This window comes from Acerihabitans arboris, from assembly GCF_010131535.1.
Taxonomy (GTDB): domain Bacteria; phylum Pseudomonadota; class Gammaproteobacteria; order Enterobacterales; family Enterobacteriaceae; genus Acerihabitans; species Acerihabitans arboris.
This window is the reverse complement of sequence record NZ_WUBS01000003.1, coordinates 230,629-254,361: the sequence shown is the minus strand read 5'-3', so window position 1 is coordinate 254,361 and position 23,733 is coordinate 230,629. Positions and strand designations below refer to the sequence as shown.

At 60.0% G+C, this 23,733-nt stretch carries 23 protein-coding genes and 1 pseudogene; 9 read left to right on the top strand and 15 right to left on the bottom strand.

What is annotated here, in order from left to right:
• The first annotated feature begins 87 nt into the window (after window positions 1–87).
• The 4 genes from GRH90_RS05500 to GRH90_RS05485 all read left to right on the top strand — a co-directional run bounded on the left by GRH90_RS05500 (window position 88) and on the right by GRH90_RS05485 (window position 4,569).
• Window positions 88–1,239: an iron-containing alcohol dehydrogenase gene (locus GRH90_RS05500; RefSeq protein ID WP_162364916.1), complete on the top strand. Its 1,152-nt coding sequence runs from the start codon at window positions 88–90 to the stop codon at window positions 1,237–1,239.
• Window positions 1,240–1,252: 13 nt separating this feature from the next.
• On the top strand, window positions 1,253–2,137 hold the full coding sequence (locus tag GRH90_RS05495; protein WP_162364915.1) for a dihydrodipicolinate synthase family protein: 885 nt from the start codon (window positions 1,253–1,255) through the stop codon (window positions 2,135–2,137).
• 49 nt (window positions 2,138–2,186) lie between these two features.
• Window positions 2,187–3,137, top strand: a complete 951-nt coding sequence (locus GRH90_RS05490; RefSeq protein ID WP_162364913.1) for a phosphoglycerate dehydrogenase — start codon at window positions 2,187–2,189, stop codon at window positions 3,135–3,137.
• A 112-nt stretch (window positions 3,138–3,249) separates the two neighbouring features.
• Entirely contained in the window at window positions 3,250–4,569 is a 1,320-nt protein-coding gene (locus tag GRH90_RS05485; RefSeq protein WP_162364911.1) for an MFS transporter, read from the top strand.
• Window positions 4,570–4,881: 312 nt separating this feature from the next.
• Here GRH90_RS05485 and GRH90_RS05480 read toward each other — a convergent pair whose 3' ends face one another.
• The gene (locus tag GRH90_RS05480; protein ID WP_178113039.1) at window positions 4,882–5,787 is read right to left on the bottom strand and encodes a LysR family transcriptional regulator; all 906 of its coding nucleotides are present in this window, start codon (window positions 5,785–5,787) and stop codon (window positions 4,882–4,884) included.
• 134 nt (window positions 5,788–5,921) lie between these two features.
• On the opposite strand from GRH90_RS05480, the gene GRH90_RS05475 reads away from it, so the two are divergent.
• From GRH90_RS05475 to GRH90_RS05460, 4 genes and pseudogenes are all read left to right on the top strand, one after another.
• Window positions 5,922–7,052, top strand: coding sequence for a M20 family metallopeptidase (locus tag GRH90_RS05475; RefSeq protein WP_162364907.1), 1,131 nt, complete (start codon window positions 5,922–5,924; stop codon window positions 7,050–7,052).
• Between the two features lie 489 nt (window positions 7,053–7,541).
• A pseudogene (locus GRH90_RS05470) lies at window positions 7,542–8,228 on the top strand (nucleoside recognition domain-containing protein).
• Window positions 8,221–8,688 (top strand): YjiG family protein, encoded by a 468-nt coding sequence (locus GRH90_RS05465; protein ID WP_162364906.1) that lies wholly within the window; start codon window positions 8,221–8,223, stop codon window positions 8,686–8,688. The pseudogene GRH90_RS05470 and the gene GRH90_RS05465 overlap by 8 nt, the downstream one beginning before the upstream one ends.
• 48 nt (window positions 8,689–8,736) lie before the next feature.
• Complete coding sequence (locus GRH90_RS05460) at window positions 8,737–9,846, top strand: amidohydrolase (RefSeq protein WP_162364904.1); 1,110 nt, start codon at window positions 8,737–8,739, stop codon at window positions 9,844–9,846.
• Window positions 9,847–10,013: 167 nt separating this feature from the next.
• Here the strand turns inward: GRH90_RS05460 and GRH90_RS05455 are convergent, their stop codons facing one another.
• Window positions 10,014–10,583, bottom strand: a complete 570-nt coding sequence (locus tag GRH90_RS05455; protein WP_162364902.1) for a DJ-1/PfpI family protein — start codon at window positions 10,581–10,583, stop codon at window positions 10,014–10,016.
• Window positions 10,584–10,801: 218 nt separating this feature from the next.
• Here GRH90_RS05455 and GRH90_RS05450 point away from each other — a divergent pair, with 218 nt between their 5' ends.
• Window positions 10,802–11,410: a nitrilase-related carbon-nitrogen hydrolase gene (locus GRH90_RS05450; protein ID WP_218586220.1), complete on the top strand. Its 609-nt coding sequence runs from the start codon at window positions 10,802–10,804 to the stop codon at window positions 11,408–11,410.
• Window positions 11,411–11,491: 81 nt separating this feature from the next.
• Here GRH90_RS05450 and GRH90_RS05445 read toward each other — a convergent pair whose 3' ends face one another.
• The 13 genes from GRH90_RS05445 to GRH90_RS05390 all read right to left on the bottom strand — a co-directional run bounded on the left by GRH90_RS05445 (window position 11,492) and on the right by GRH90_RS05390 (window position 23,731).
• Window positions 11,492–12,496 carry a FecCD family ABC transporter permease gene (locus tag GRH90_RS05445; RefSeq protein ID WP_162364900.1) on the bottom strand — a complete coding sequence of 335 codons (1,005 nt, stop codon included), beginning with the start codon at window positions 12,494–12,496 and terminating at the stop codon, window positions 11,492–11,494.
• Window positions 12,497–12,560: 64 nt separating this feature from the next.
• Window positions 12,561–13,529 (bottom strand): ABC transporter substrate-binding protein, encoded by a 969-nt coding sequence (locus tag GRH90_RS05440; protein WP_162364899.1) that lies wholly within the window; start codon window positions 13,527–13,529, stop codon window positions 12,561–12,563.
• Window positions 13,530–13,558: 29 nt separating this feature from the next.
• Window positions 13,559–14,368 carry an ABC transporter ATP-binding protein gene (locus tag GRH90_RS05435; protein ID WP_162364897.1) on the bottom strand — a complete coding sequence of 270 codons (810 nt, stop codon included), beginning with the start codon at window positions 14,366–14,368 and terminating at the stop codon, window positions 13,559–13,561.
• A gap of 100 nt (window positions 14,369–14,468) precedes the next feature.
• The gene (locus tag GRH90_RS05430) at window positions 14,469–15,959 is read right to left on the bottom strand and encodes a sugar ABC transporter ATP-binding protein (protein WP_218586219.1); all 1,491 of its coding nucleotides are present in this window, start codon (window positions 15,957–15,959) and stop codon (window positions 14,469–14,471) included.
• A 300-nt stretch (window positions 15,960–16,259) separates the two neighbouring features.
• Window positions 16,260–17,477: a sugar ABC transporter substrate-binding protein gene (locus tag GRH90_RS05425; RefSeq protein ID WP_218586218.1), complete on the bottom strand. Its 1,218-nt coding sequence runs from the start codon at window positions 17,475–17,477 to the stop codon at window positions 16,260–16,262.
• A gap of 55 nt (window positions 17,478–17,532) precedes the next feature.
• Window positions 17,533–18,567: an ABC transporter permease gene (locus GRH90_RS05420; protein ID WP_162364892.1), complete on the bottom strand. Its 1,035-nt coding sequence runs from the start codon at window positions 18,565–18,567 to the stop codon at window positions 17,533–17,535.
• On the bottom strand, window positions 18,564–19,574 hold the full coding sequence (locus tag GRH90_RS05415; RefSeq protein ID WP_162364890.1) for an ABC transporter permease: 1,011 nt from the start codon (window positions 19,572–19,574) through the stop codon (window positions 18,564–18,566). Before GRH90_RS05415 ends, GRH90_RS05420 begins: the two co-directional genes overlap by 4 nt.
• Before the next feature lie 137 nt (window positions 19,575–19,711).
• Window positions 19,712–20,197 carry a nitrile hydratase accessory protein gene (locus GRH90_RS05410; RefSeq protein WP_162364889.1) on the bottom strand — a complete coding sequence of 162 codons (486 nt, stop codon included), beginning with the start codon at window positions 20,195–20,197 and terminating at the stop codon, window positions 19,712–19,714.
• A 13-nt stretch (window positions 20,198–20,210) separates the two neighbouring features.
• A complete protein-coding gene (locus GRH90_RS26490; RefSeq protein WP_281352716.1) occupies window positions 20,211–20,564 on the bottom strand; it encodes an SH3-like domain-containing protein in 354 nt (117 codons plus the stop codon).
• Window positions 20,561–20,878: an SH3-like domain-containing protein gene (locus GRH90_RS26485; protein WP_281352715.1), complete on the bottom strand. Its 318-nt coding sequence runs from the start codon at window positions 20,876–20,878 to the stop codon at window positions 20,561–20,563. The genes GRH90_RS26490 and GRH90_RS26485 overlap by 4 nt, the downstream gene beginning before the upstream one ends.
• A 27-nt stretch (window positions 20,879–20,905) precedes the next feature.
• Window positions 20,906–21,517 (bottom strand): nitrile hydratase subunit alpha, encoded by a 612-nt coding sequence (gene nthA / locus GRH90_RS05400; RefSeq protein ID WP_178113020.1) that lies wholly within the window; start codon window positions 21,515–21,517, stop codon window positions 20,906–20,908.
• Between the two features lie 415 nt (window positions 21,518–21,932).
• The gene (locus tag GRH90_RS05395) at window positions 21,933–22,547 is read right to left on the bottom strand and encodes an ANTAR domain-containing response regulator (protein WP_162364883.1); all 615 of its coding nucleotides are present in this window, start codon (window positions 22,545–22,547) and stop codon (window positions 21,933–21,935) included.
• A 20-nt stretch (window positions 22,548–22,567) separates the two neighbouring features.
• Window positions 22,568–23,731: a transporter substrate-binding domain-containing protein gene (locus GRH90_RS05390; RefSeq protein WP_162364881.1), complete on the bottom strand. Its 1,164-nt coding sequence runs from the start codon at window positions 23,729–23,731 to the stop codon at window positions 22,568–22,570.
• Window positions 23,732–23,733: the final 2 nt, after the last annotated feature.

Sequence of the window (23,733 nt, the reverse complement as noted above, 5' to 3'; positions counted from 1 at the left end):
CTGTGAAGCGCTGGTTATTACGCTAAATGACAGAATATAATCAATAACGACATCAGGAAAAGGTCGTCGGGAGGCGGGGCGGAATCAATGAATATCAATAGCACACTTATCAGCGGCTGCCAGGCGCTTAATGACATCGGTTATCTGTTGCAGGATAAGCAGCGCGCGCTGCTGGTGACGGATAAAAACATCGGCGCCATCCCCGCGGTGCGCGCGTTCATTGAGCAGGCGCGCCGCAGCGCGGGCCGCCTGGACATCGTCGACAACGTGCCGCCGGAGCCGAGCCAGCATGACGTCGCCCGTATCCTGGCGTCGCTGGACATCCGGGGCATCGACATGGTCATCGGTATCGGCGGCGGCAGCGTACTGGACGTGGCGAAACTGCTGTCGGTATTGTGCGGGGAGGATGCGCCGGCGCTTGACGCGCTGCTGGCCGGTGAAAAACCGCCGTCACGCGTTGCCTCGATGCTGATCCCCACCACCGCCGGCACCGGGTCCGAGGCCACGCCGAACGCCATCCTGGCCATACCTGAAAAAGAGACCAAGGTCGGCATCATCTCGCCGGTCATGTTGCCCGATTACGTGGTGCTGGCGCCGGAGCTCACCCTCAGCATGCCCGCCCATATCGCCTCGTCCACCGGTATCGACGCGTTATGCCATTTAATCGAATGTTTCACCGCCACCGTCGCCAATCCGGTCAGCGACAACTATGCCCTGATCGGTCTGAAAAAGCTGTTTACCAGCCTGGAGATTGCGGTGGCCGACCCCGACAACCTCGGCGCGCGCCTGGATATGCTGTGGGCGTCCTACTATGGCGGCGCGGCGATTGCCCATGCCGGCACCCATCTGGTACACGCCATGTCCTATCCGCTGGGCGGCAAATACCATATCCCGCACGGCGTGGCCAACGCCATCCTGCTCACACCCTGCATGCGTTTCGTGCGCCCGGCGGCGGTAAAAAAATTCGCCCGGGCATACGACCTGCTGCCCGCGGCCGATCCCGCCCTCAGCGAGGAAGACAAATCCCATGCGCTGGTGGATTTTTTCGCCGCGCTGGTCAAACGCCTGCAGCTGCCCGCCAGCCTGGATGAACTGGGTATCGGCGCCGATCATCTACCTTATCTGGTGGCGGCGGCGCTGGATGTGCGGCGCCTGATGAAAAATGTCCCCGCGCCGGTTGGCGCGAACGACGTTCGCGATATCTACCTGGCGCTGTTCCCGGCACGCAATCATAACTGATCAAGAGGATTTTATGAGCAGAAGCATAGCAGGCGTATTAACCGCCATCGTCACCCCTTTCGACGGCCAGGGCGAATATCATCCCAAGGCCATGCGCGCGCAGATCCGGCGCCAGATGGACGCCGGCAACGGCATTTTTTGCGGCGGCACCAACGGCGAGTTCTTTGTGCTAAACGAGCGCGAAAAACTGGCGGTGACCGAGACCTGCGTGGACGAAGCGGCGGGCAGGGTGGCGGTAGTGGCCCATATCGGCGAAATATCGACGCGCGACACCCTTCGCCTTGGCCGCCAGGTGGCCGCACTCGGCGTCGACGCGGTGTCGGTGATCACGCCCTATTTCGTGCCGCTTAAACAGGACGAATTGATCTATCACTACCGCACGGTAGCCGACGCCCTCGACGTACCGGTATTTCTCTACAATATCCCGGCGCGCACCGGCAATACGTTACAGCCAGACACCGTGCGCCAGCTGGCGGCGCATCCTAATATTATCGGCATCAAGGATAGCGCGGGTAGCTATGAGAGCCTGGCCGCTTTCCTGCGGGCCGCCGAGGGCATCGACGGTTTTAACGTGCTTAACGGCCCTGATTCCCTGATTCATCAAGGGTTTGTCGACGGCTGCTCGGCCTGCGTTTCAGGCCTGGCCAACGTCGCGCCCAACGAGATCAACGCCATCTGGTCCCACTTCCATGCCGGCGATATCGAAGGCTCGCGCCGGGCGCAGGAAAACGTGACAGGGTTGCGCACCGATCTCTACAGCGTGGCATTTTCCCCGGCGGCGGTGAAAAAAGCGGTGGCGCTGCTGGGCCATGATGTGGGCGAAAGCCGGTACGCCGTGCGCTTCAGCGCGGAACAGGAACAGAAGATTCGCCAGATTGTGAATCAATATCTGCAGTAATGGCCGCGCGGCGCCCCGGCGCCGCCTTGTGACTGACCAGGACGCTAACATGAAAGTGATCTGCACCTCGCCCTCGTTTGCCAAATACGATGCATCGCCCATCGATCGGCTGCAACAACAGGGTTTTGAACTGATTGCATTACCCGCGGACGCGCCGCTTGCCGCGCTTGAACCGCACCTGGCGGATACGGTGGCGATGATTGTCGCGTTCACCGAGGTCAACGCCGCGTTGCTCGACGCGGCGCCCGGGCTGAAGATTGTCTGCAAGCACGGCGTCGGCGTCGATAATATCGACCTGGACGCCACGCGCGCGCGCGGCATTTACGTCACTAACGTGCCCGACGCCAATAAACATGCCGTGGCCGACTTTGCCTTCGCCCTGATATTGAACAGCGCACGCCAGGTGACGCAGGCCGTGGCCGGCACGCGCGCGGGCAACTGGCCGCGTATTTTTGCCACGGACGTCCATGGCAAAACCTTAGGCATTATCGGCCTGGGCAATATCGGCAAGCAGGTGGCGCTCAGGGCGCGCGGTTTTGCTATGCGCGTGCTGGCGTTTGATTTTTATCCGGACGACAAGTTCGCCGCCGAACACGGCGTCGAGTTTGTCACCCTGGATGCGCTGACCGCCGGAAGCGACTTTATTACCCTGCATACGCCGCTCACCGACGACACGCGTAATCTGTTCGACGCGGCGCGCATCAAACGCATGAAGGCCTCGGCGTTCCTGATTAACGTGTCGCGCGGCGGCGTGGTCAATGAAGCGGATCTGTATGCGGCGCTAAGCGATCGGGTGATTGCCGGCGCGGCCGCCGATGTGTTCGCACAGGAACCCCTGGCCGCCCATCCGCTGCTGACGCTGGATAATTTCCTGCCGACGTCGCATATCGCCGGTTATACCGACGGCGCCATCAGCGCTATCGGCGAACGCTGCGTACGGCAAATTATCCAGTGCGTAATAACGCGCGAGCGGCCGGGCAATATCATGAACTCACTATAACGACGTCGATTATGACGTTAATTAACCAGGGGCGCGGCCGCTGCCTGATATCCAACGCCGGATAACCCTGCGTCCGGCGCATTAAACCTCCTCTCTTACAGGCTCGTTGACGATGAATACAATAGCTACTAAAACGCGCATTCGCTGGTGGGTCGCCGGACTGATGTGGTTGGCCATTGCCATTAACTATATCGATCGCACCGTACTCTCGGCCGCTGCGCCGCACCTGATTAAAGAGCTCAGCCTGAATGCGGAAATGATGGGCTTTATCATGGCCGCGTTTTTCTGGTCCTACTCGCTGCTGCAGATCCCGGCCGGCTGGTTTGCCGACCGCTTCGGCCAGAAAAAAGGGCTAGGCCTGGCGGTGGCCTGGTGGTCGATCGCCACGTCGATCATGGGGCTGGCCACCGGGTTCAAATCCCTGCTGGCGCTGCGCCTGGCCTTGGGCGTGGGCGAGGCCGCCGCCTATCCCAGCAATGCCGGCATTACCGCCCGCTGGTTCCCGGATAAAGAACGCGCCACGGTATCCGGCCTGTTCGACAGCGCGTCGAAGTTCGGCGGCGCCGTGGCCATGCCGCTGATCGTGTGGATGATTTATATGTTCGACTGGCGCCTGACGTTTATGATCATCGGCGCCATCGGCCTGGTGTGGGTGATAGCCTGGTACGCCATCTATGCCGAAAACCCGGAAGACCACAAACGCATCAGCCCGCAGGAAGTGAGTTATATCCGCGACGGGCAGGTGCAGAAACACGGCGATAAGTCCGTGCTGCCCATGAAGTGGTACAAACTGCTGCGCTACCGCAATATCTGGGCCATGTGCCTGGGGTTTTTCACCATCAACTATACGTCCTACTTTTTTATCACCTGGCTGCCGACCTATCTGGTGCAGGAAAAGGGAATGGATTTTATCAAGATGGGCATGGTGGCCGCGCTGCCGCTGATATGCGGCATGGTGATTGAAGTTATCGCCGGCTGGGCCTCCGACCGGGTGGTGCACAGCGGGCGATTGTCATTGACCGCCACGCGCAAACTGTTCCTGACCATCGGGCTGCTGATGGCGTTGTGCATCGGGTTTGCCCCGTTCACCGATTCCATGTTCATGACGGTATTGCTGCTGTGCGTGGCAAAATCCGGCACCACGGTGGCGGCGTCGCAGGTCTGGGCGTTGCCCGGCGACGTGGCGCCGAAAAACAGCGTATCCATCGTCGCCGGCCTGCAAAACACCGTCTCGAACCTCGGCGGCGCCATCGGCCCCATAGTCACCGGCGCCATCGTGGCGGCCACCGGATCCTTTACCTTTGCGCTGGTGTTCTCCGCCGCGCTGGTGGTGCTCGGGATTGTCAACTATCTGTTCCTGATGGGTAAGGTCGAACCCATCGTCGAGGATGTCCCTGCGGGGACACAACAGGTTTCCGTCGGCCGCGCATAGATCCCGGCGCGGCTGCCGCCAACGCATCATCGCCTTCGCGCCGCGTAAGGTGATGATGTCCTTGCCATCACCTGCAACCTGATAATCCAATAATAGGGAGGCGACGATGTCGCTGAATTCCAATCACGGCCCGCTAATGCCCGAGGCCGCGGTTAACCTGGCCGCCACGGGGAAAACGCGGTTTATCATCCTGGCCGTGCTGCCCGGCACCATGAAATAGGGCAGGAACTGGCGATTGACGGGGGGATCATGCTGGCGTTATAGCCCGGCGGCCAGGCGTTTATCTCGTGGCCCGGCCGGAGCGGGGCGCCGTCAGCGTTCGTTTTTCTGCTGGAAAAAATTTAACAGCAGTTGCCATAAGTGATGCGACGCCGGGGTAAACCGGCGATCGGAGTTACGCAGCAGATGGCATTGCGCTTCCGTGGCGATGGGGTGGTCAATGGGCACCGCCACCAGCATCTTATGGCTGATACGCTCTATGGCGGCCTGGGCGCTCATAAACGCAATGCCCATCCCCGCCATGCTCAGGCTCATGGCGGTGGTGAACTGGTTGCAGCGATAGGACGGGGTAAACAGCAAGCCTTTACTTTGGAAAATAGCATTCATATGCCGCTGCAGTCCAAAGGCATCGCTTAATGATATCAGCCGGTGCCGGTTCAGTTCCTCAACCGACACCGTGCGCAGATGCGCAATCGGGTGCTGCGGGTTAACCACCGCGCATATCGGTCCCCAGGGAAAACTGTGCCGCTTCAGTTCCGGATTGCCTATCGGGCCGAAGGCCAGCGCCATATCCGCCTCGCCCTGCACGATGGCGTCCATGGTGGCCTGCATGGTGCCCGAGACGACTTCGACAAAGACATTGGGATAGGCGGCGGCGAAGGTGGTCAGCACATGCTGGATAAAGGTATCCACCAGTCCCGCGCCGACCCGGATGGTTACCGCGCCGCCTTTCATATAGCGCAAATCCTTTAAATGCCGCTCCAGCTTTTCACGGCGCAGGCTGCTTTCGTAATAATCATCGGCCAGCAGTTTGCCCGCCTCGGTCAATACCACCGAACGTCCCCGGCGCTCCAGCAGCGGCAACTGCAGCGTGCGTTCCAGCAGCGCGATTTGCCGGCTGATCACCGACGGGTTTACCCCCAGCACATCCGCGGCGCGGCGGATGCCGCCCTGCACCCCCACCTGATAGAGATAACTGATATGTTTTTCGTGGAACATCTGGCTCATGCCGCGGTCCTGGACTGTTGCCCTGTGATCAACGATTTAGTTATAGAAATGACATTTATATTAGTTTATCGGTTGTAGATAATCAAAATAAGTACGCTAACGTTATGCCACACCGGAACCCGATTATGCAAACCGCCCATGACTACCTGCAACACCATGCCGCCGCAATACTCGGCGATATCAAACGTTTGGTCCAGGCCCAATCCCCGTCATTGAATAAAGCCGCGGTGGACCGTTGCGGCGCGGTGCTGCAAGGCATTGTCGCCGAGCGTCTGGGGGTGGACGCCCAGGTGTGCCGGCAGGAGCAAGCGGGCGATCACCTGGCGTTTTCCGTCGGCGAGGGGCCGGCGGTGACCTGTATCCTCGGCCATTTCGATACCGTATGGGAAATCGACGAGCTGGAGATGGCCGAGCGGGGCGGCAAGCTGTTCGGGCCGGGCGTGCTGGATATGAAGGGGGGATTGATCCAGGCGGTATGGGCGGTTCGGGCGTTACAACAGTGCGGGCAGCTGCAAGGGCACCGGGTTATCTTTATCTGTCCGTCCGATGAGGAACTGGGCAGCCCCAGCTCGCGCCGGTGGATTGAGGAACAGGCGGCCGGCGCCGGCCGTGTGCTGGTGGCGGAGCCCGCCGTGGCCCTGACCAACGAGGCGAAGATCGCCCGTAAGGGGGTGGGCCGTTATGATATCAGGATCACCGGGCGCGCCGCCCATGCCGGTAATAATCCGGAGGAGGGCGTCAGCGCCATACAGGAGATGGCTCATCATATCCTCTACCTGCATGGCCTGAACGCGCCCGAGGCTGGCACCACGGTTAATGTCGGGGTGGCCCGGGGCGGCGGGAAAATCAACGTGGTGGCCGATCGGGCCTGCCTGGGCGTGGACTTGCGCGTGGCCAATATGGCCGAGGCGGCGCGCCTGGAAGCGGCGATAAACGGCATCACCCCCAGGGTGCCGGGGATTGAGATCCTGGTAACGGGAGGCATGTCCCGGCCGCCAATGGAACAGACGCCGCAAAACGAGGCGCTGTTCCGCCAGGCGCAGCGCGCCGCCGGGCGGCTTGGCATCGAACTTGCCGGCAGGGCGGTGGGCGGCGGCAGCGACGGTAATTTTACCTCCGCGCTGGGCATAGCCACCCTTGACGGCCTGGGCGCGACCGGGGCCGGCATCCACGCCAGGCACGAGCATATCATTATCGCGGATATACCGCAGCGCGCCGCGCTGTTGGCCGAAATCATCCGCGGCGATATTGCCTGACATTTTCCGGCACCGCCGGCGCGCTAATCCGGCAATGAGGATATCAGCGCGCCGGCCGGGCATAAATATCGCCCCGATAGGCGGTATGATGGAGAAATATATTTGTAATTGAAACATAATAATAACATCTTGCGGCTGCATATTGGTGCGTTAAGTACCATGATGGTGCGGCGAAGTCCATGACTTATAATTATTCTGCCGGGTTTTTCCCTCTGGCCTTTATTAATTTAAGGGCGATTTACTTCTGTTTTTTTATTTTTATTTTTGAACTTAATTTCAGGATGTAAATGCTATTTTACCACTTGTTGGCACTATTTTTATTCAGGCCATCATTGGCACGGTTCGTGCTTTAATTTATATAAATCGTAAAGCGATGAAAAGTTTCCTGAACCGCCAAGGCCCGTTAAATATGCCATGGGCTATCAGGATGTATGTTGTTAGGCAGGTGATGACATCTATTTTAAATTGACATCAAAGAAGGGCAGTAAAATGAGCGACACAAGAATACCGCAAGAAAATCTTACCAACGAGACCGACGAGTGGCGGGTCGGCAAAGGCGCATATTTATCGCTGATAATAGTTTGCTTGCTGTTTTCAGGCATATTTTTAAAGGTCGACGGCCTGGCCTGGCTGGGCGCCTTTGATTTTACCACCCTGGGCGGGGCGTACGGCACCATGACAACGCCGGATACCAATACCTTTGTCGGCGCCGGCGGCATCAGCGCCAAGGCCGGTTTCCTGTTTGCGTTGTCACTGGTACCGACGGTGATGCTGGCGCTGGGCCTGCTGGAAATTTTCACCCATTACGGCGCCATCAGGGCGGCGCATAAATTACTGACGCCGCTGCTGAAACCCATATTAGGCATCCCCGGCCATACCGGGCTGGCATTGATTACCGACCTGCAAAGCACCGATGCGGGCGCGGCATTAAGTAAAGAGCTTTACGATAACAAATAGGTCACCAAGAAAGATGTGGTCATCATGGGCGCCTGGCAATATTCCGGCGCCGGATTAATCAATAACTATTTTTCCATCGGGTCGGCGATGTTCGCATCCTTGACCATCCCGGTCATTATTCCGCTGCTGGTCATGTTTGTGATGAAATTCGTCGGCGCGGTATTTGTGCGTTTTGTCCTGGGTTCGGTATATAAAAAGGATTTTGCAGAAAATGAGTAATGTTGCCAAGGTGTCTAATAATCCTTTCGATATTTTTGTCATTGGCGCGCGTAAAGGTTTTAATATCGCCATCAATAATCTCATGCCTAATGTCGTCATGGCCTATGTCATCTCCGAAATGCTTAACCTGCTGGGCGTAATGCATTTGCTGGGCATCCTGTTTGCCCCGCTGATGGGATTATTGGGCCTGCCGGGCGAGGCGATCACCGTATTGCTAACCTCCTGGTTATCCTCATCGGCGGGAACCGGCGTGGCCATCAGCCTGCTGACCAAAGGCACCCTGGACGCGTCGCAGCTTACCATCCTGGCGCCGGCCATTTTTCTGATGGGTTCCCAACTGCAATACATGGGACGCCTGCTCGGCGTGGCGGATGTGCCGAAAAAATACTGGCCGCTGCTGATGCTGACCAGCATCCTGAATTCAATTATCGCCATGATTTTTACCCGTATTTTTGCCTGACATGGCGTGCGTATCGCCTATGGATTGTCGCCAGTGGAGACCCCGGCCGTGACCAAGACCTTAGAACATTATCGCTATCTGCATCAAATTCCCGAACTGGGATTCGAAGAATTCAAAACCTCGGCGTATATCGCCGATACGCTGGCAGCGGCGGGTTTTGCCGTTACCCGCGATGTCAACGGCACCACCGGCATCATTGCCGAGCTGGACAGCGGCCTGCCCGGGCCGGTGCTGGCGCTGCGCGCCGATATGGATGCCCTGGGGCATATTATTGACGGCCAGCGGGTGGCCCGCCATACCTGCGGCCATGACGGCCATTCGTCGGTGGTATTGGCGACGGCCCAGGAAGTGATCAAGGAAGGGATCGTCAGGCGCGGCCGCCTGAAAATCCTGTTCCAGCCCGCCGAGGAGCTGGGCACCGGCGCGCTGGCGATGGTTGCGGGCGGCGCCATCGACGATGTCGATATGCTGCTCGGGTTCCATGTGCGCCCGCTTGAGGAGTGCCCGCTGGGGCTGGCGGCCCCGGCCATGCATTATTCGGCCTGCGCGGCGATTGAAGCCACCATCACCGGCGTGCCCGCGCACGCGGCCCGTCCGCATTTGGGCGTTAACGCGCTGGATGCGGCGGTCGCCGCCGTCAACGCGGTCAATACTATTCATCTGGCGCCGAACCTGACCTATAGCGTTAAAGCCACCCAGTTTATCTGCGACGCCGGGGTGACCAATTCCATTCCTGCGCTGGCGCGCGTGTGCTGGGATCTGCGCTCGCAGTTTAACGAGCCGATGGATGAGTTAAAAGCCAGGGTGATCCAGGCGATTGAGCACAGCGTGGCGGCCATCGGCGCCGGCGCGGATATCAAGGTATTAAAGGAAATGCCGGCGGCCATTATCGATGACGACATGACCGCCGTGCTTAGCGCGGCCATTGTCGAGGTGTTGGGGCCGCAGGGTTTAACCAAGGCGAAATTTACCCCGGGCAGCGAGGATTTTTTCCACTACCCGCGCCAGCGTCCGGCGGTCAAGACCGGTTTCTGGGGCCTGGGGGCCAACCTGACGCCGGGTCTGCATCATCCTGATATGCGTTTTGACCTGGACGCGCTGCAGATCGGGGTGCGGGTATTTAAGGCCTGCGTGCAAAAAATACTCGGCCAGGGCTGACGAACGATTGAGCCGCAGGCCCGCATATCATTTCTGCCAGCCGCCGGCTGGATAATATCGGGCAGGCGGCGCGCCATGCCGGCCGGCGTTTAGCCATAACCCCGCCGCCGGCAAAGGGACCGTTGCCCAGGACAATGCCGGCCCTAGCGCCGGCAGCGGGCGCCGGGTTAGCTATCCAGCAGCTCGGCGAACCTGGCCAGCCACTGCGGATGGGCGGGCCAGGCCGGCGCCGTCACCAGGTTGCCGTCAACGTAAGCCTGGTCGACGGCGATATCGGCAAACTGGCCGCCTCCCAGGCGAACCTCGGGCGCGCAGGCCGGATAGGCGCTGCAGGTGCGCCCCTTCAGCACGCCGGCCGCCGCCAGGATCTGCGGTCCATGGCATACGGCGGCAATGGGCTTATCGGCGGCGTCAAAATCCTGCACCAGCGAGATGACCTTGGGGTTCAGCCGCAGATACTCCGGCGCCCTGCCTCCCGGGATTACCAGGGCGTCATAGTCCTGCGCCCGCGTTTCGGCAAAATCAGCGTTCAGCACAAAGCGATGCCCGGGTTTTTCGCTATAGGTCTGCGCGCCGTCAAAATCATGGATTGCCGTTAATACATAATCGCCCTTGCTTTTATCGGGGCAGACGGCATCGACGCGATGGCCCAGCATCTGCAGCGCCTGGAACGGCACCATGGTTTCATAATCTTCAACGTAATCGCCGACCAGCATCAAAATCTTTTTCTTGGTCATGATGGGAACTCCCTGGATAGTTATGCGGAGGATGCCGCTGAGTACGGCCCAGGCCAGTGTAGGGCCGCACCGGCACTAAAATGCCATTATTCCGGCATTTTAAGGCAAAAAGTGCCGGAATAATGGCATTCGGCTAACAAAACGGCGTCAGCATGGCCTGTTACGCCGCTGCGCCCGGCCAGGGAGAATGATGTAACACAAGCCGCAGGCAGAACGCCATGACGCTATCGGCTTTACATCCCAACCCGTCAGCGCGCGGCGCCCAATACATCCTCATCATCTGTGATGATGGTAATTATCCGGAAATCTGGCGTGGTTGCGCCATGAAAGGGGCAGAGTTAATTGTCAGGTGCCAGGGATATATGTATCCGGCGAAAGACCAGCAGGTGCTTATTTCCAAGGCCATGGCCTGGGCCAATAACTGTTATGTCGCGGTGGCGAACTGTACCGGCTTTGACGGCGTCTATACCTATTTCGGCCATTCGGCCATTATCGGGTTTGACGGTCGCACGCTGGGCGAATGCGGGGAAGAGGAGAGGGGTATCCAGTATGCCCAGCTCTCGATACCAGAAATCCGCGATGCGCGTAAATACGATCGGGCGCAGAACCATCTATTTAAACTGCTTCACCGGGGGTATACCGGCATCTATCATTCGGGTGATGGCGAAAAGGGCGTTGCCGAGTATCCGTTTGATTTCTACCGGACCTGGGTGCTCGATGCGAAAAAGGCGCGGGAAAATGTGGAGCGCATCACCCGCGGCACCATCGGCGTGGCGGAATGCCCTTATGGGGATTTGCCGCACGATGCCGTAGGCGGCAAAAGCTGACGACGTGCCTGGCCGCCTTTTCCCGGTTGCGTACCCAAATCCCGCAAGCCCGTTTGAGTTGTCTTGAGCGGGCGATTTTATTTAGTCTTTCCTGATCAGCAGGGCCAGCACAAATACCGCGCCGACGCCGGCGGTAATAATGCCGATAGGCAGTTCCTGGGGCGCCAGCAGGCAGCGGCTGAGCAAATCGCCCGCGGACATCAGCAATGCGCCCAGCACCGCCACCAGCGGCAATAAACACCGGTGGCGCACGCCCGCCAGCGGCCTTGCCAGGTGCGGCACCATCAGGCCGATAAACCCGATGACGCCGGTCAGGGCGACAAACAGCGCCGTGGCGAACGCGCAGCATAAAAATACTTCGATGCGCAATACCGTGACGTTGATGCCCATCGACACCGCGCTCTGTTCCCCGGCCAGCAGGGCGTCCAGCGAGCGCCAGCGCAGGGCGGCAAGCGCGCCCAGCAGGCATAGCCCCGCCAGCGCAAAGCCGATATTGTCCCAACGGGCCAGCCCAAGCCCGCCCAGTGACCAGAACAGGATGGAACTGGCCGCCCGCTGGTCGCCCGAGAACACCAGGAAGTTGGTGAGGGCGCCGAACAGGAACGATACCGCCAGGCCGGAGAGCACCAGCCGCGCCGCGCCGCGCGATTTCTGCTGTAAAAATAGCAAGATGACGGCCAGCGCCGACACTACGCCGCCAACGAAGGCCGCCACCGGCAATGCCCAGTCACCCAGCCGATCGCCCAGGCGGGTCATTACGGCCACCGCGCCGGCGGAGGCGCCGGAGGAGAGCCCGAACAAAAAGGGATCGGCCAGATCGTTGCGGGTGGTGGTTTGCAATAACGCGCCGACCATGGCGAGGCCGGCGCCGGTCAACATCGCCAGCAGGCTCCTGGGCAGGCGGATCTCCAGTATGATCCGCGCCACCATCGGCTCGGCCCGTCCCGTCCCCAACCCCAGGGCCGACAGTATTTCATCCGGCGTGAGCGAGGTACTGCCAAACACCACGTTGGCCATGCCCATCAGCACCAGGGCCAGCAATGCCGCCGTCAAGATTAACGCAAATCCACGGCCCCGTTGCCTCATGAAACGCTGTCCCTTATCACATTCCATCCCACATAAAACGCTTTCTCTCATAAAACGCCATTTCTCACTGGAAACTGTCCGGATACAGCGCCCGGGCCAGTTGGTTGATGGCCTCGATGTTGGCCGGTCCCGGCGTCAGCTGCGCATATTGCAACTTCAGGTAACGGCGGTTCATCACCGCCGGGGTGTGTTTCATCAGGGGATGGCGCTCGAGGAAGTCCTGCAGGGTCTGCGCGCCGCCGCCCGTCTGGTAGTCCAGCAGGATGATCAGATCCGGTCCGGCGGTGGCCACGCTCTCCCAGGAGGTGGTGCCCCAGTTGGTGTCCAGCGTATCCATCACATTGCGCCCGCCCGCGGCCTCAATCAGCGCGGTAGGCATGGCATAACGACCGCTGGTAAATGGTTTATCCTCGCCCGAATCATACACGAATACCTTTAACGGCGGACGCTGGCCGATTTTTTGCCGCAGCGCGGCGATCTGCGCTTTCCAGCCGTCGATAAGCGCCTGCGCGCGCTCCGCCTGGCCGAAAATCTTGCCCAGGTTCAGCATATCCCCATACAACAGCGCCATGGTGGCCTTTTCTTTTTGCCGGCCGATATGCACGCAGCTTTCGGTCAACACCAGCGTCGGCACGCCGAAACGGGCCAGCGATTGCGGCGTCACCTCGCCGCCTACCTTCATACCGTAATTCCAGCCGGCAAAAAAGAAATCGGGATTGACCGCCAGCAGATTTTCCAGGGTAGGGTATTTAGGCGCCAGTTCCGGGATGCCGCCCAGCTGGCGGGTGAATTCCGGCGTCGCCTTATACCAGCCGGTAATACCCGTCACGCCGCGGATATGCGGTTGCAATGCCAGGGCAAACGCCATTTCCGTCATATTCAAATCATGGATTACCGCACGCTGCGGGGCCTGCGTAAAGGTCAGCGGCTGTCCGCAGCTGGAGACCGTAACCGGGAAACCCGAGGCCTGCGCCGCCGTCGCCAGCAGGCTCAACACCACCGCAAGCAGAGATTTTTTCGCATACGTCTTCATACATAGCTGTCCTCAGGTCAAAAAGGCCGTCACGCGCGTAACGATGCTTCGAAAATTTTCAATGGTTGTCCGGTGGCGGGGTGCGACACCGTAAAACTGCGCATGCCGAACACCGGTTCGATACAAGACGATACCAGCGCCCGTTCCGGCGTATCGCAGCACACCAGGCGTCCGTGTTGCAGCACCGCCACGCGGCCGGCAAAGGACTCAATCAGCGTAAGATCGTGCAGCACGGCGATGGTGGCGATGCCCCGCGCGCGCACCAGGCCGAGCAACTGGGCCCGGGCCAGCGGATCGAGATGATTGGTCGGCTCATCAAGCAGCAACACCCGGGGCGTTTGCGCGAACGCGCGCGCCAGCCCGGCCCGCTGAAGCTCGCCGCCCGACAGGGTGCCCAGCAGCCGGCGGCGCAGCGTGGGTAAACCGGTGTCGTCTATTGCCTGGTCAACGATCTCCTCGTGTTGCCGCGCGCTAAAATCCGCATAGTGCGGCAACCGCCCCAGCCCGACATATTCGGCCACCGTCAACCGCAGGTCGGGCATATCGTTTTGCGCCAGCAGCGCGATGCTCCGCGCGCGCGCCTGCCTGGATAAGCTGCCCAGCGGCCGGCCGTCGAGCAGGATGTGCCCCGACGCCAGCCCGATTTCGCCGATAACGGCGCGCAGCAGCGTGGATTTGCCGCTGCCGTTGGGGCCGATCACCGCCAGGCATTGATGATGGTTAAGCGTCAGGCTCACGCCCCGCAGCAACGCCGCGCAGCCATGGGCTCCGGCGGTAATTCCCCGCAGCTCAAGCAGCGGGGCGCTCAGGCTTGATTGTGATGTTATATCATTACTCATGGGCGTATTATGCATGAATATTTTTCTTATGGTTAAAAAAAATAACGCGACCCTGGCGACGTCGCGGGTATTCAGTCCATCGAACCGGTTTAGCGCCGGTTTATCCGGCGGCGTTGCCCGTCATCAGCCCGATCATCTCGCCTTCATCCAGATTGTCGCGCGGCAAATCCGCCAGGATACGGCCACGATACATAACCAGGCACCGATCGACCAACGTTTGCAGCTCGGCCAGATCCGTGGAGTAGATCATGACCGCGCCGCCTTGGTCCACGAACGCCTTAATGGCCTGGTAGATCACCTCCTTGGTGCCCACATCCACCCCGCGCGTGGGATCAAACAGCAGCAGCGTGCTGGCGCCGGTCAGCAGGGCGCGGGCAATCAAGGCCTTTTGCTGGTTGCCGCCCGAGAGCGCGCTGATTTTAAAAGATAAATACCGCTCGCCCAGCTCCACCTGCGGCGCCACGCGCCCGACCGCCCGGCGCTCCTTGTCCCGGCGGATAAGCCCGAACCGGCTAAACCGATGCAGCATGGATTGGGTAATATTGGCGCCGGCCGACAGGGTAGGGAAAATGCCTTCGCTTTTGCGATCCTCCGGCACAAAGGCAATGCCGCCGTATTTACGCAGCGCATCGCGGGGGCTGCGCAATATCACCTCGCGGTCGCGCAGCAGCATTTGTCCCGCGCTATGACGCATCAGGCCCGCCAGGGTGCGGAACAATTCCCGCTGTCCCTGGCCCTCCAGGCCCGCCACGCCGAGAATTTCCCCCCGCCGCAGTTCAAAAGAGATATCGCTGAAATTCTGGCCGCCCAAATCGTTGGCCGTAAGCGCGGCGCTTTGCGGGTGCAACGGCTCGGCGCGCCCGCGCGGCCGATCCCGCGTCGCCCGGCGTCCCACCATCATCTCGAAAATGTCGGCGTTGGTCACCTGTTTTAGCTCCACCGTCGAGATGGTTTTACCGCTGCGCAATACCATGGCATGGCTGGCGATTTCCCGGATTTCCGCCAGCCGGTGCGAGATATAGAGCACGGCGGTGCCCGCGGCGGTGAGCCGGCGCACCAGGCGGAACAGCCAGTCTACGTCGGCCAGCGCGCCGGTGGGCTCGTCCAGCAGCAGCAGCCGGGGGCGGTAGTGCATGGCGCGAACGATTTCCACCCGCTGGCGCGCGGCCAGGGAGAGCGTTTCAACGTTGGCATGTGGCGAAATATCCTGTACGTCGTGATCGGCTAAAATGGCTTCGGCGCGGCGCGCCATCTGTTTTGGCGAGGTGAAAAAAAACTGTTGTTTGAGGGAACTCGGCAGGAAAAAATTCTGGGCGACGCTGAGATTGGGCAGCAGGCTGAGCTCCTGGAACGCGGTGCTGACGCCGATATGACGAGCCTGGAGCAGTGAACGCGGGGCATAGTCCCGGCCCTCCAGGATCATGGCGCCGGTATTGGGCGTCACCACTCCCGAGAGAATTTTTACCAGCGTTGATTTCCCGGCGCCGTTTTCCCCGAGTATAGCCTGTACCTGTCCGGGTTCGATAGTCAATGAGACGCTCTCCAGCGCCACGGTGGCGCCATAGGATTTTGAAACCGAGGAAAGGCGCATGCCTTGCGTGCCTGATACCGGTTGAGGCAGGGATGGCTGCATGCCTCGCGCGCCGGATGTCGGTTGAGTTAAGGATGGTTGCATGAATTGCGATCTCCTGTCCCGATGGCGCGCGGCCATCGGTAGAATAGTATGAGTTGCTGGCCAACCTTGCCGCCACCCGGCTGCAACACGCCGGTATTAAGTGCGGAGCTGGCGCGCTCTGTGTTTAACGCTCCACGGTTAAGTCCGGCGTTGGCACGGTCTCCCCGGCATTGGTATGGTCTCTCCCCGGCACGCCGGGGCGAGGCCCGGCGTGCTTTATGGTTTAACCGTGGGCTGGACCTTGGTCAGCTTGTACTGATCCGGCGCCGCCTGGCAGCGTTCGCAGTTGATGCCTGGCTCATCCGCGGCCCTGGTTATTTCCTCTGGCAATGGCTGGATGGTCGTTCCCGGCGTGGGCACGCCCTTGAGCGCCGAATCCAGGGTGATTTCCGGCAGGAATGCCGGGTGATAGATCTCGGTCGAGAAACCTTCCGGCACCAGGTTGGCCGCGAACACATTACAACCGTCGGCAATGACGCCGCCCTGGCACAGTTTCATCTGGTCGGCGGTGACCCATGGCAGCGGATACTCGATATTGGCCGGCTCCAGTTTCCGTTTGCCGGTCAAGACCTCCATCATCAGCTTGAACGCGTAGCCGGCGGTGGCGGGGGGCGAACCAGCGGACACGCCGCTCAGGCCGCGCTTGCGGTAATCGGCATTGAGGAAACCAAGACGAAAGCCGTTCATATTTTCCCCCATGATGGGCATCATCCGGCCTTTACGGTCGGCTACGGCGTTCAGCACGCCGGCTTCGCCCAGTTCGGACCAAATGCCGTCCACGTCCGGATGGGCCGCCAGGGCCTTGGCGGTTTCACGTTGGCTGATGCGGTCGTCCCAATAGCCATAGTATTCCGAGACCACCGAGATCCCCGGATACTGGCTAAATATATGCATGGCGCCGTCAAAATGGCGTTTATCCACCGAGGTGCCGGGCACGCCGCGATTCATAAATATCTTTCCTTTGCCGCCCAGTTCATTCACTAACTGCTGGGCCATGTTTTCCCCGGCGCCGGCTGAAATATAACTGATGTTGTAGGCGCATTTTTCCGTTACCGTGGAATCAAACATGAAAAATTTGACGCCCTGGCCGCAGCCGCGCCGGATCACGCGGTTCAAGGCGGTGGGCGATATCGGGAAACTGATGATTCCGTCCGCTTTGGCGGCAATCATACTTTCATAAGCCGATATCTGCGCCTGCGGATCGGTACCGGAAATAACCTCCTGCAAATCCACCATTTTGTCATAGGGCGGCGTTTTCGCCAGCGACTTGATAATATTTGCCGTCTCGCTCATCCAGTTATTTCCGCTATAGCTCAGGCTCAGGAATATTTTATATTTTTTCGGCGCGTCTTCCGCCTGCGCCGCTGAAAAATAACCTGATAATCCCATTAAAACGACGGCCGCGGCCGCACATCTTTTAAGACGTGTTTGCATTGACATATTAACTCCCGATCGGTTTGTTAAGTTGATTCCAAATGTTTGGTGTTAATTAACGTTTAAACAGTGCCCGGGTCTTTCCTGATAATAAGATGAGTGAATTCGCCGAGCCGGACTGGCATAACAGGGCGACGGTAATAATCGCGCCGGAAACAATCAGCCGCCAGCCCTGGCCGAGGCTGGTGGCGGCAATCACCGAGTCCACGGTCGTTAAAAACAGCGACCCGGCGATGGTGCCGATAAAAGTGCCTTTGCCGCCCAGTATCGAGGAACCGCCCACCACCACCGCGGCAATGGAGGGCAGCAGGTAAGGGTCGCCCATGCGCAGGGTGGCGCCGTCGGAATAGCCGGTAAGCAGCGCGCCGCCCAGGGCCGCGCACAGCCCGCTCAGGGCATAGGCGGCCACGGTGGCCGCGCCGACCGGGATGCCGCCGACCCTGGCCGCGCCCGGGCTGCCTCCCAGCGCGTACAGGTTGCGTCCGAACACCGTGCGCGTCTGGATCACGATCCCCAGCGCGCTGAAAACCAGGGTGAACAGAACGATGCAGGGTATGCCGGATACGCTGCCCTTGACGATATCCGCCAACAGTTTGGGCGACGCGCCGAGCGTGCTGCCGCCGGTGGCGCCGAGCGCCAGTGACGCGACGATGATGCCGGTGCCCATGGTCATGATAAACGGCGGGATGCGCAGCAATGTGATCCCCAGGCCGCTGAGCGCGCCGATGGCCGCGGCGGACAGCAGGATTAACGGCAGCATATAGGCAATATTGCCGCCGGCGGCGCCTATCGCGCCCGCCGACATCACGCCGCCGTACATAAACAGCGACGCCACCGACAGATCCATGCCGCCGGACAGGACCACCAGCCCCTGCCCGAACGACACCACCAGCAGGAAGGAGCCCAGGGTCACTATCATCAACACCTGCGACCAGGATCCCAGGGACGGGCTGATCAGGCGGGAGGCCAGGATCATCACCACCGTCAGGCCCAGCAACAATAGCGGCGCGACCGACTCGGGACTCATCCGGCCGTTGGCGCGCCGGTCGATACGCCCGGCCTCCGGAGCCGCCAGGGAGATTTTGCTCATGAATGCGCTCCTGTGCGTGGCGAACGGTTAAGCACCTTCTCGCATAGGATGGACAGCACCAGCAGCACGCCCTGGAAAAAGCCGATATAGAACGAGGAGACGCCAATGGCGAACAGCATTTTTTGCATTAACAGCAGCACCGCCGCGCCCACCATCGAACCGAACGCGCCGCCGCGCCCGCCGCCGAGGCTGGTGCCGCCCAGCGCTACCGAGGCGAAGGAGAGCAGCAGAAAGGGCAGGCCCGAGTTGGGATCGCCGGTGGCGGTTTGGGCGCTAAGCATAAATCCCGCCGCGCCGTAGAAACAGCCGGCCAGGATAAACGCCTTGCAGCGCATCCACTTGACGGCGATGCCGGACAACCCGGCGGAGGTTTCATCGGCGCCCACCGCATAAAAGGCGACGCCGGTGTCGGTACGCTTGATAAACAGCCAGACCAGGGCAAAAAACGCCAGCACCAGGGCTGATACCGGCAGGATTTGCCACAGCATGCCCGTCAGGCCGTCGCTGATAAACTCCGATACCGAGCCGCCGGGCACCGGCAGCAGGAGCAGGGCGATACCCTGGCCGATAATCATGGTGCCAAGCGTCGCGGCGATGCTCTGGATGCCGCGATAGGCCACCAGGTAACCGTTGAGCAGGCCGATCAGCGCGCCGGCGCCCACGCATAGCAGCAGGCTGAACAGCGCGCCGCCCGGCCCGTCGAACGGGGCAATGGCGGTTAATACGTTGGCAATGGAAATGACGCCCACCAGGGATAAATCGAATCCCCGGGTCAGCACCACCAGCGTTTGCCCGGCGGCGGCCAGCGCCAGCGGGGCGGCGTTATTGACCAGGTCGGCGACGGCGTAGGCGCTGAACGCGCCGGGCTCCGACCAGCCGTACAGCAGATACATGATCACATACACCACGATTGCCAACGCCGCGCCGCGCAACGCCGGGAGTTGGCCTTTTCCGGGCCGAGGGGAGCCCGGGGCCTTCCGGGGAAGGCCCTGCGATAAATCACTCATAGTCGAGCTTCCTGTGTGTGTTGGGGCTGGATGTTCAGCCAGGACGGCCGGCCGGTGCGTCGGGCCGGCGCGAATGTGTCCTCTGTACCATCGTGTTTTCCATGCGGTTTACGCCATTCCCTGGCGTTATGTCCTGGTCAGCCTGCTCCGGGAACCACCGTAATCGGCGTGGGGATCGGGCGGCCCCCATGCGCGTGGCCGTGATGGTGATGCGCCGCATGAGGGTCGGCGACCCGATCCAGGGTGGCGCACGGATCGATGATATGCGCTACGCGCTGCAGCGACACCGGTTGTCCATGCGGCGTATGCAAATAGGCCAGGTGCCACAATGCCTGGCGCGCGTCGACATCCTCGCCGGACAGCAGCGATTTGCCCTGCAGCAGCGTTTCCAGCGCGCCCAGCCACTGGCGATAATAGGCTTCCCCCAAGGTTTCGTCCGGCCGCTGCGGCCGTTCCCTGATGGTGCGCGAAAACACCTCTACCCATTCGCTCCAGCGGTAGAGTCCGTTGCGCGACAGCTGCAGGGCGGTGGCGAAGGCTTCCGCCTGCCAGGGCTCGCCGAACGCCATTTCCGGCTCGTCCCCGGCCGTCGCGGCGGGGGTGGATGTGGTTATCGTCGTCATGCTGCGCTCCCCCTCAGGTTGCCGGAATGATATAGTCATCCCAAAGATCGAGATAGACGGCGGAATTATCCCCGCGCTCCTCGCCCCACAGTTCCCGCGCCTCGAAGCGCACGCTGTAGACGTGCTGAGGTTTTTCCCCGTTGCCGTGGGCAACAGTATCGGGAAACACGAACGAGCCGTGGCGGCGCACCACCGTGCCGGTCTTGCCGCGAACGTAGCGCGGCAGGCGGGTATGGCCCTGGGGATGGATGTTTTTTGCCTGAACCCGATCGCCGGCGGCGAAGCGGATCGGCAGATCGGTGGGCCGTACGTAGACCGGGTTGGTTTTCACCGCGTCGTAAACCTGCTCTTTTTCCAGGATCTTCATGATGCCTTCTCCCGCTGCGCCAACTGCCGAATCTTGTCTTCCAGCTCTTCCCGGGTAAACAATCCGTTTTCGATCCCCAGCTTTTCCATCGCGTGGTACCAGTGCACGTAGTAGGGCGTGCTGAGGTATTCCGCGGGATCCATTACCTCGATGGCGTGGCGGAATTCGTCGATGGGACACAGCCCACCGGCAAAATACAGGCCGATGGTGGAAAAAACCTGCTTTTCCCATTCCGCCTTGAATACCGGCTCGCCGGGGTTGATCGCCACCGGGCCGAGGTTATGCATGCCGCCTACATCGTGAATTGAATTCATCGTTCTCTCCTGTTCGGGCTTGGGTTATCAGGCCTGGCTTACGGGGGGCAGCACGGCGGTGCCGATCATCGAGTCGCGGCTGACCAGGGCGGCCAGTTCGTCCTCGCCCATGCCTTCGCTGCCGGCCGGACGCAGCGGCAGGACCATATAGCGGATCTCGGCGTTGCTGTCCCACACCCGGATTTCAACGCTGTCCGGCAGCCGCACGTTAAACTCCTCCAGCACCGCGCGCGGCTCCATGACCGCCCGCGAGCGATACTGCGGCGCTTTGTACCAGGTGGGCGGCAGGCCCAGGGTCGGCCATGGATAGCAGGAGCACAGCGTGCACACCACCATGTTGTGGACCGTCGCGGTATTTTCGGCCACGAACATGTGGGCGCCTTCCAGCCCGGTAAAACCCAGTTCGGCAATGGCCGCGGTGGCATCATCCAGCAATCGTTGCCTGTAGGCCGGATCGCTCCAGGCTTTGGCCACCACCCTGGCGCCGTTCTTCGGACCGAAGCGATGTTCAAAGATATCGATGATTTCATCCACCGCTTCAGCCTTGAGATAGCCTTTTTCAATTAATAAGGACTGAATGGCTTTAATCCGCAACGTCGGAATATTGGGTGGCGCGGTTGGCTCCAGAATATCGCTCATTGTCTTTCCTCTTACTGTGTTTTCGCGACCCTTCGCGGCTGGTTGCGCGCGTGGGTCGCGGGAAATACCGCGCAAAAAAAAAGCCCCTGCAACTCTTGCGAGCCGCGGGGGCATCTTTGCCGGCGTTATGTTTACTCTATGACACTACCAATAATGAATATCAACGGACCTGGACGTCGGGAAAATAAAATTCACATGATAATCTTGTTAAGCAATATGGATGCCAATGTGTGACTTGTATTTTTACTGTTATAAAACAGACTATTAAATTTTACCTTTATTATCGGTATCGCCGCTTGTCCCGATCGTGCCGTTTCCTTGTGCCGTTTAAGGGCAGGCCGGTCACCAAAATGGTGCGCACTGCCTCGATCGGCCGCCGGCTGAGCTATGCCGGGAGGGCAGCGTAATACCTCTATTATTGCATATGGCGCGATTTCAGCAGGCATAACCATTCCCGTTGGCGCGATAAAAAAACGATGCAGAATTCCTCCACCGTTTGCTGTTGTTCGGTTGCCAGACGGCGCAATAATTCATAGGATTGCTGCTCGCTATAGTTGAATTCCTGGATCAATAATATTTGCGCCGACAACAGGAAACGGCGCGAACGGATGCGAATGTCCTGTTGCCTGAGCGCGTCCAGATGCGCCTGATGGCGTTCAAAGTGATGCCGGGCCAGGATGATGGTGGATAAAATGCCGTCGGTCTTTACCGGCTTGCGCAGCCAGCCGTCCACCTCCTGATCGATGACCCAGGACAAGCGGGACGGGGTCTCCAGTCCCATCAGGGCGATTTTAGGCAATGACGGCCACGTGCCCTGGCTGATTTGTTTGATCAGGACGCTATTGTCGGAATCAAAAATCACGCTGTCATAACGATCGCGGAACACGTCATCATGGAAATCCGCAAAGCTGTCGCCCTGGATGCCGAGACGCTGAAACTGCAGCAGCAGGTTCTTTTCGTCACGAGGCGCACAGCCGAACAGCGCAATTTTCAACCCTCGCACCATCAGTCGTTTTTTAGCCTCTTGCACTTAACACCTCGCGCTGCTCGCTATAACGAAAAATCGGACCAGGTTAACCAGGGGTCTGGGATTACCGGGGCGGGGGACTGCCAAAGGAGATGAAAGCGCCCGTCCTTGCCGAGCCGCGCCAGGCGCGGCGTCAGGCTGGCATGGTTATTTTCCCGGTTGATGCGGGTGATGCCGTTGGGCGCCGACAGGCTTTCGGCGTACACCGCCTCCCGCACCGCCGACGTCTCGTCGCTGCCGCACCGGTTAATTCCCTTGGCTAAAAAGTGTCCGCACATCCAGGCGGCCTCGGCGTCCACCGTGGTGGTGGCGTTTTCGCCGAAGCGGCTGCGATAGCGCTGGATAAACTGCCGGTTCTGCGCGTTGTCGATACTTTGGAAATACACGGCGGAGACCAGGTATCCCTCCAGCGCGTCCGCGCCCACCATCGCCACCTCCGATTCGCACAGCGTCAGGCTGAGCCGCACGATGGAAGATGAACGCAGGAATTCATGCTCTTGCTCCATGGTTTTCCAGACGCGGTAAAAACGGTATGCCGAAATGCCGACCAGCGTGACCATGACCACCGGGGGGCGGCGGCGGATAATATCCAGGATGACCTGTTCCACCCCGGTGTCGCCGAGCGCCAGGAACTGGCTTTGGACCAGGGTGCCGCCCCGGGCGTCCAGCGCGTCGCGGATGATGCGATCGATCTCTTCCGACCAAATATAGTCAGAGCCGACATGGTATATCTCGGCCGGATAGTGATTGATGACGTAGTCGAGCATCGGCAGCACGTGCTGGTTAGGCGCGGCGCCCAGGTACATGACGTTGTTGCTGCTTTCAAAACCCTCGTAGCGTGCGCTATGCCAAAGCAGGGCGTCGGCGCCCTCGACCAGCGGTAAAATCAGCTTGCGCGAGGCGGAGGTATAACAGCCGACGATATGTTTTACCCCGTGCTGGTATAGCAGGTCGTGGCAATGGCGATAATAGTTATCCAGGTTGCAGCCGGGATCGTAGATGACCGGCGCCAGGGTAAAGTTAAAGCTTTTACTGGCATTGACTTCCTCGATGGCCAGCATAATGCCGTTAAGCATTTCCCGCCCGATGCCGCCATAATGACCGGATACCGAATAGAGCACGCCCACCGGAATGATGGCCTTGGATCGGCTCCCGCCCGGCGTCAGGCTATTATCTGCTGAAAACATAT

Bases quoted from the DNA above. Each gene is read 5' to 3' on its own strand.
- GRH90_RS05450 (WP_218586220.1), top strand. From the start codon at position 10,802: ATGACGCTATCGGCTTTACATCCCAACCCGTCAGCGCGCGGCGCCCAA.
- GRH90_RS05410 (WP_162364889.1), bottom strand. From the start codon at position 20,197: ATGACGACGATAACCACATCCACCCCCGCCGCGACGGCCGGGGACGAG.
- GRH90_RS05420 (WP_162364892.1), bottom strand. From the start codon at position 18,567: ATGAGCAAAATCTCCCTGGCGGCTCCGGAGGCCGGGCGTATCGACCGG.
- GRH90_RS05480 (WP_178113039.1), bottom strand. From the start codon at position 5,787: ATGTTCCACGAAAAACATATCAGTTATCTCTATCAGGTGGGGGTGCAG.
- GRH90_RS05440 (WP_162364899.1), bottom strand. From the start codon at position 13,529: ATGAAGACGTATGCGAAAAAATCTCTGCTTGCGGTGGTGTTGAGCCTG.
- GRH90_RS05495 (WP_162364915.1), top strand. From the start codon at position 1,253: ATGAGCAGAAGCATAGCAGGCGTATTAACCGCCATCGTCACCCCTTTC.
- GRH90_RS05430 (WP_218586219.1), bottom strand. From the start codon at position 15,959: ATGCGCCTTTCCTCGGTTTCAAAATCCTATGGCGCCACCGTGGCGCTG.
- GRH90_RS05425 (WP_218586218.1), bottom strand. From the start codon at position 17,477: ATGCAAACACGTCTTAAAAGATGTGCGGCCGCGGCCGTCGTTTTAATG.
- GRH90_RS05465 (WP_162364906.1), top strand. From the start codon at position 8,221: ATGAGTAATGTTGCCAAGGTGTCTAATAATCCTTTCGATATTTTTGTC.
- GRH90_RS05415 (WP_162364890.1), bottom strand. From the start codon at position 19,574: ATGAGTGATTTATCGCAGGGCCTTCCCCGGAAGGCCCCGGGCTCCCCT.
- GRH90_RS05475 (WP_162364907.1), top strand. From the start codon at position 5,922: ATGCAAACCGCCCATGACTACCTGCAACACCATGCCGCCGCAATACTC.
- GRH90_RS05490 (WP_162364913.1), top strand. From the start codon at position 2,187: ATGAAAGTGATCTGCACCTCGCCCTCGTTTGCCAAATACGATGCATCG.
- GRH90_RS26485 (WP_281352715.1), bottom strand. From the start codon at position 20,878: ATGAATTCAATTCACGATGTAGGCGGCATGCATAACCTCGGCCCGGTG.
- GRH90_RS26490 (WP_281352716.1), bottom strand. From the start codon at position 20,564: ATGAAGATCCTGGAAAAAGAGCAGGTTTACGACGCGGTGAAAACCAAC.
- nthA (WP_178113020.1), bottom strand. From the start codon at position 21,517: ATGAGCGATATTCTGGAGCCAACCGCGCCACCCAATATTCCGACGTTG.
- GRH90_RS05390 (WP_162364881.1), bottom strand. From the start codon at position 23,731: ATGTTTTCAGCAGATAATAGCCTGACGCCGGGCGGGAGCCGATCCAAG.
- GRH90_RS05445 (WP_162364900.1), bottom strand. From the start codon at position 12,496: ATGAGGCAACGGGGCCGTGGATTTGCGTTAATCTTGACGGCGGCATTG.
- GRH90_RS05500 (WP_162364916.1), top strand. From the start codon at position 88: ATGAATATCAATAGCACACTTATCAGCGGCTGCCAGGCGCTTAATGAC.
- GRH90_RS05435 (WP_162364897.1), bottom strand. From the start codon at position 14,368: ATGAGTAATGATATAACATCACAATCAAGCCTGAGCGCCCCGCTGCTT.
- GRH90_RS05455 (WP_162364902.1), bottom strand. From the start codon at position 10,583: ATGACCAAGAAAAAGATTTTGATGCTGGTCGGCGATTACGTTGAAGAT.
- GRH90_RS05485 (WP_162364911.1), top strand. From the start codon at position 3,250: ATGAATACAATAGCTACTAAAACGCGCATTCGCTGGTGGGTCGCCGGA.